The sequence below is a fragment of the Methylobacter sp. BlB1 genome (assembly GCF_015476545.1).
Classification (GTDB): Bacteria; Pseudomonadota; Gammaproteobacteria; order Methylococcales; family Methylomonadaceae; genus Methylobacter.
Genome location: NZ_JADMKV010000115.1, coordinates 1 through 6042, shown reverse-complemented (window position 1 = coordinate 6042; position 6042 = coordinate 1). Strand labels below are relative to the sequence as shown.

Genomic DNA, 6042 nt, shown 5'->3' with positions numbered 1-6042 from the left:
TTCGGCCGCCCATGCCGGGTTTCCGCTAAAGCTCCAACCCAGCCTACACAGGCTGATTTATAAAGCTTAAGACGGGCATTGGCCCCCGGTTAATTTCTAATTGAGACACAGATGAAAAGAAAAATAATAGATATGCGCAGCCGGCCCTCGTTTCTGCATGACTTTTACGGCGCAACGCCCGGCACGGCCGAATACGAGACTGCCCGATGGCTGAACCGGCGCGTGGGCTCGAAAAATGACGCGCATTTTGTCCGCTCGCGGACAGCCGAAGCTTTTGTCGAGGAAGTGCGCGAGGCGGGCATTGCGGCGGCGGTCGTGGTCGGGCGCGATACGCCGGCCTTGTCGATTGCCAATGACCGGATTCTGGAGATCACGGCGCCCCATAAAGAGCTCATCGGCATTGCCTCGGTCGATCCGCAGAAACCGAATGCGCTTGATGAAATCGAGCGCGCCGTCAAACAGCTCGGGTTGGCCGGCATCAATATCGAGCCGGGGTTCGGCAACCCTGCGCTCAAGGCGGACGATCCTTCCCTTTATCCGGTTTATGAGGCCTGCGATCAGCTGGGCATCCCGGTTTTCCTGATGTCCGGGCCGACAACGCCGAATTTGGAACATGCCAATCCGGCCGCGGTGGGCGGGATTGCCCGCGCGTTTCCCCGTTTGCCAATCGTCTGCTACCACGGCTTCTATCCGTACGTGAACGAAATGATAGGCGTCGCGTTTCGCTATGAAAACGTCTACGTCGTTCCGGATATGTATATTTTCCAGCCCGGCGGCAGTTTATATGTCCGGGCCGCCAATGGCTTCATGCGCGACCAGTTGCTGTTCGGGACGTCGTATCCTTTCCGGGCCATGCGCCAGACCGTCGATGACTTTCTGACGCTGGGCCTGCATGAACAGGTACTGGACAACGTGCTGTTCAGGAATGCCGAACGGCTGCTGAAACTAGAACTTTAGAAAGGCTTATTACCCCTTATGGAAACTCAGAATATAGAAGTCGATATCCTGGTCATCGGCGGCGGCACGGCAGGGCCTATGGCCGCCATCAAAGCCAGGCAGAAAAATCCGGCGCTGAAAGTGCTGCTGCTGGAAAAAGCCAATGTCAAACGCAGCGGCGCCATCTCGATGGGCATGGACGGCCTCAACAATGCCGTCATTCCGGGATACGCCACTCCGGAGCAATATGTCCGGGAAATCACGGTCGCCAATGACGGCATCGTCAACCAGAAGACGCTGTTCGCCTATGCAGAAAACAGCTACGCCATGATCGAAGAGCTGGATAGCTGGGGCGTCAGATTCGAGAAGGATGAAAACGGCGATTACGCCGTCAAAAAGGTTCACCACATGGGAACCTACGTCCTGCCCATGCCGGAAGGGCACGACATCAAGAAAGTGCTGTACCGCAAGCTGAAGCAGGCGCGCGTGGACATCACCAATCGCTTGGTGGCGACGCGCGTTCTCACGGGGCCTGAAGGACAGGTTGCCGGGGCGTTGGCTTTTGATTGCCGCACGGGCGTTTATACCGTCATCCGCGCCAAAGCGGTGATCCTGTGCACTGGAGCGGCAGGGCGTTTGGGCCTGCCGGCGTCAGGCTATTTGTTCGGCACCTATGAAAACCCCACCAACGCCGGCGACGGTTACAGCATGGCGTATCACGCCGGAGCGGAGCTGTCGGGCATCGAATGCTTCCAGATCAACCCCTTGATCAAGGATTACAACGGCCCTGCTTGCGCCTACGTCACCGGCCCCATGGGCGGCTATACGGCCAATGCCCGGGGCGAGCGTTTCATCGAGTCCGATTACTGGAGCGGGCAGATGATGCAGGAGTTCCATCAGGAACTGGCGGGCGGCAAGGGGCCGGTTTTCCTGAAGCTCAACCATCTGGCCGAGGAAACTGTCGCCAACATCGAAAATATCCTGCACGGCAACGAACGGCCCAGCCGCGGCCGCTTTCATCAGGGGCGCGGCACCGATTACCGGAGCGATATGGTCGAAATGCATATCTCCGAAATCGGTTTGTGCAGCGGCCACAGCGCCTCCGGCGTATGGGTCAACGAGCGCGCCGAAACCACCGTTCCCGGCTTGTATGCGGCGGGCGATCTGGCTTGCGTGCCGCACAATTACATGCTGGGCGCTTTCGTGTACGGCCGGCTGGCCGGCGAATCGGCGGCCGATTACTGCGCCGCTACGGAATTTGCGGCTATTGACGCGCAGCAAGTGGAAGCCGAGCGCCAGCGCATTTTCGCGCCGCTCACGCGCGGGCAGGGGCTTTCGCCGGCCCAGGTCGAATTCAAGTTGCGCCGGCTGGTGAACGACTACCTGCAGCCGCCGAAAGTGGCGCGGCGCATGGAAATCGGCCTCAGGCGCTTTGAAGACATCCGCGCCGACCTGCAAAAAATGGCCGTGTCGAACCCGCATGAACTCATGCGGGCTGCCGAAGTCGGCTTTATCCTGGACTGCGCCGAAATGGCTGCCCGGGCTTCGCTGTTCCGCACCGAAAGCCGCTGGGGGCTTTACCACTACCGGCAGGACTATCCCGAGCGCAATGATACGGACTGGCAGGCGCATGTTCAGGTCAGGAAAGACCGCAGCGGCAACATGCAGGTGTTCAAGCGGGCGCTGGAGCCTTATCTGGTCGAGCTGGAGGAGGCTGAAAAGAAAGTCTACCGGCAGTTGCGCATTCAACCCCGACAAACGAATTCATCAGGAGACCACTATGGCGTTTAATCCTATCGATTTTCCAGTCAAAGTGAATCTGGACGCTTGCATTGCCGACAAAGGCTGCACGGTATGCATCGATGTCTGCCCGCTGGACGTGCTGGCCATAGATCCCGCAACGGGCAAGGCCGGCATGAAATACGACGAGTGCTGGTATTGCCTTCCCTGCGAGAAGGACTGCCCGACTCAGGCCATTAAGGTCGATATTCCCTATTTGTTACGGTAATTGCCATGGACTCTGCATTGACTGATCGTCTCTCCCATGCCGACCCCATTGTGCGCCGCGTGACGCTGTTGTCGCTGCTGGACGAACTGGACCCGGATGCTGCCGAACCCGTTTTAATCGCTGCGCTGGAAGATCCGGCCAGGGACGTGCGTCTGGAAGCGGCAAAAGCGCTGGAGGCCCAGGACAGTCCGGCCGCGGTGGCCGGGCTGTTGAAGGCTCTGGAAGATATTGAGCCCGCGGTACGGGCAGCCGCGGCCCAATCGCTGAGCGCCGTTAAAAATCCCGCGATAGGCGCCTTGCTGCTGGAACAGGCAGACAATGCCGATGCCGGCGTTCGCGTCGCGATTTTCCGGGCGCTGCGCGAACTGCGCCTGCCTGAGGCAACGCTGCAGGCGCTCAAGGCCTTGTCGGATGAAGATGCTCATGTCCGCCGGGAAGCCGTAGCCGTGCTGGGCTGGTTAAAAGCCCATTCGGCTCTGCCGCAGATGGTCGTGCTGGCAACAAGCGATCTCGATGCCGAAGTGCGGCGAGCCGCCGTCGGGGCGATAGGTTTTTCAGCCGAGGCCTTGGTCAGCAGCGCTGTGCAATCGGCGCTGGCGGACCCGGACTGGCAGGTGCGCGAGAGCGCGGCTGCGGTAACAGGTAAGCTGGGGCTGCAAACACTTGCACCCGCGTTAATTGCCGCTTTGACTGACAGCCATTGGCAGGTGCGCCTTAAGGCCGCTCATAGTCTAGGGCGGCTCAGGGAGGGCGGCGCCGTGGCGGCGTTGTGTGGCTTGCTCTTTGATCCTGTTAGCAACTTGCGCAAGGAAGCCGCGCTGGCTTTGGGGGAAATTGCCGATCCGGCATCGATCGATCCGCTGCTTGAGGCTGCAAGCGATCCGGACCCGGATGTGCGCAAGGCCGCAAATCTGGCTTATTGCCGAATCAGGGCGTTGCTCAATCTTGTTTGAATGGGCGATGCCGGGCGCTTTTCCGTAAACACAGGGAAAATGTCCGGCCCTGTCATGTCTTCGGGTTAATGACCTTCGCCATGCTCTTTGTCGTCATTGAGGCCGAAGAATCCCGAATTGGCGGAGTCGGCGACGAGCATCGATCTCAGGCGCTTAGCCGAAGGGATATCCCGTCCGCCTTCGAAAATGCTCAACTCTGCCGCTGCCGCCGAATGTGGCGTCAGTTCCGCCGGAGCCGAGCCGGGATGGTAATTTCAATAATCAATTGTCATGCCATGTTCCAAGCTTTTGTATTGCAGGCAAAATAAACAGCCAATACGTATTGGTTGTTGCTGGGTAAAGATAAAACGCTGAGGCGGTGGGGCTTCTGCAACAGCGCATCGGTTGCTTCATTCTGAAAGCAAAATCCAGTAGACTTTATTCAATTTCGGGGGCAAATATGACAATGTATCAGCTGCCTTCGGCGGAATACGGGAATATCCTACTCGGCCCTACACAGGCTGTGGAATTATCTATTTGAAGCTCATATTTCTGTATATCTCCCAGAATCAGGAGGTATGCGAAAACTATTTAATCACTTGTTAAGGTCCATCAAGGTATGTCTTCTTCCTCCTCTGATGATGTCGTCACCGTAGTTGGCACGGCATACTTCCAACCAATCGCCGACCTCCTCCAGAACCTGCTCCGCAGGGAGCCTGGCGGCCCTTTCCCGGGTGGATCGGGCGTGCACGAGAACGGCTATGCGGCATCCATCGTTGTGCTGCTGGTGGCGATGCTGGAGTCCTTTGTCTCTAGGCTGCGGTTCGTACGAAATTCTGAGTTCCTTGCGGGCGGGAGCAATACGCCGGACCTCCTTGAAAAATACTTCTCGGACCTTCCCACGAAGGATGATCTCGTAGAAGTCTTTCTTCTTCGCAATGTGGTCATACACAACCACATCTGGCATTTGGACGTATCGAATTATGAGGCAGAACTGCAGACGAAATCGACGCCGCAGGATCTCGGGTTCCAGACCCAAAAGCACTACGCCGACGTAGTCGACATGGAGGCGCGTCGAACTCGAAGGCTCTGTTTGAATGTCAATCCCACAGCTGTAGACCGACGAGATGTCCTAGCTGTGTTTCGAGTCGTCTGGAAGACTCTCGAGTTCATGAACAAGAAGGACTTTGGTCACACTCCACTTGCTGGGCGCACGGTGGGCTTCTTCCAGAAGCATCGGCAGTTTGATGAACTTATCGGTGAACTTGAAAGAGACATCGGTAGTTGAAATGCGCCCTAGCGCGGTAGGATGCGGTGAGGTACGAACCGCATCGTTCGCGATTGATGCGCGTCACTGCGTTCAGCGCATCTTACAAACTAAGACGGTCAATGCCTGATGAAGTCGAGATTAATTTTATAAGTTGCCGGATCAAATCGGATTTTTACCCATAATGCCCCCTATCATTCAATTTGACCGCGTGTCGGTCCGCATCCATGAGAAAACGCTGCTGTCGGGTATCAGCTTTGAACTTTTTGCCGGCGAAAAAGCCGTGTTATGTGGCAAGTCCGGCTCCGGCAAGAGCAGCGTGCTGAGGGCTTTGCTGGGTTTGCTTCCGCTGACCCAGGGCATGATTCACTTTCAGGAAAAACCGCTTGATCCCGCATCGATTCAGGCCGTTCGAAGCCGCATTGCCTATATAGGACAGGAGCCGATACTGGGCGCTGAAAGCGTAAGGGAAGCGCTGCTGTTGCCTTTCCAGTTTAAATCCCATCATGGCCATAAGCCCACGGAAGCGCAGATCATGGACGTATTGCAGCGCTTGCAGTTGCCCGCAGATATTCTGCGCCAGGACAGCAGCCGTATTTCCGGCGGAGAAAAACAGCGGATTGCGCTGGCCCGCGGCCTGCTGCTGGGCAAAAGCATTTACCTGCTGGATGAAGTGACCAGCGCACTGGATGCGGCAAGCAGACAGGCGGTATTCGAGGTTTTTTCCGATACCTGCCTAACGGTTCTATCGGTCGCTCATGACCCCGACTGGATCGAACGCTGTGATCTCGTTTTTGAACTTGAAGAAGGTCGTTTGACAAAGCGTCGAGGGCGCACCAAGCACCGCAGCTTTTAGCGGCGGTAGGCTGGGTTGCTAAACCCGGCATTTGGAGTCTCCC

7 protein-coding genes are annotated in these 6042 nt (G+C 57.2%); 6 read left to right on the top strand and 1 reads right to left on the bottom strand.

Annotation, left to right across the window (positions count from 1 at the left end):
- Window positions 1–111: 111 nt before the first annotated feature.
- The 4 genes from IT781_RS21225 to IT781_RS21210 are packed head-to-tail and all read left to right on the top strand — an operon-like array spanning window position 112 to window position 3897.
- Window positions 112–957: an amidohydrolase family protein gene (locus IT781_RS21225; RefSeq protein ID WP_194972172.1), complete on the top strand. Its 846-nt coding sequence runs from the start codon at window positions 112–114 to the stop codon at window positions 955–957.
- 18 nt (window positions 958–975) lie between these two features.
- Complete coding sequence (locus IT781_RS21220; RefSeq protein WP_194972171.1) at window positions 976–2727, top strand: fumarate reductase/succinate dehydrogenase flavoprotein subunit; 1752 nt, start codon at window positions 976–978, stop codon at window positions 2725–2727.
- Window positions 2717–2944 (top strand): ferredoxin family protein, encoded by a 228-nt coding sequence (locus tag IT781_RS21215; RefSeq protein WP_194972170.1) that lies wholly within the window; start codon window positions 2717–2719, stop codon window positions 2942–2944. Before IT781_RS21220 ends, IT781_RS21215 begins: the two co-directional genes overlap by 11 nt.
- A gap of 5 nt (window positions 2945–2949) precedes the next feature.
- Window positions 2950–3897, top strand: coding sequence for a HEAT repeat domain-containing protein (locus IT781_RS21210; RefSeq protein WP_194972169.1), 948 nt, complete (start codon window positions 2950–2952; stop codon window positions 3895–3897).
- A 65-nt stretch (window positions 3898–3962) separates the two neighbouring features.
- Here the strand turns inward: IT781_RS21210 and IT781_RS22685 are convergent, their stop codons facing one another.
- Entirely contained in the window at window positions 3963–4091 is a 129-nt protein-coding gene (locus IT781_RS22685) for a hypothetical protein (RefSeq protein ID WP_255528741.1), read from the bottom strand.
- A 404-nt stretch (window positions 4092–4495) separates the two neighbouring features.
- Here IT781_RS22685 and IT781_RS21205 point away from each other — a divergent pair, with 404 nt between their 5' ends.
- Window positions 4496–5164 carry a hypothetical protein gene (locus tag IT781_RS21205; RefSeq protein WP_194972168.1) on the top strand — a complete coding sequence of 223 codons (669 nt, stop codon included), beginning with the start codon at window positions 4496–4498 and terminating at the stop codon, window positions 5162–5164.
- A 163-nt stretch (window positions 5165–5327) separates the two neighbouring features.
- Window positions 5328–5999: an ATP-binding cassette domain-containing protein gene (locus IT781_RS21200; protein WP_194972167.1), complete on the top strand. Its 672-nt coding sequence runs from the start codon at window positions 5328–5330 to the stop codon at window positions 5997–5999.
- Window positions 6000–6042 lie beyond the last annotated feature (43 nt).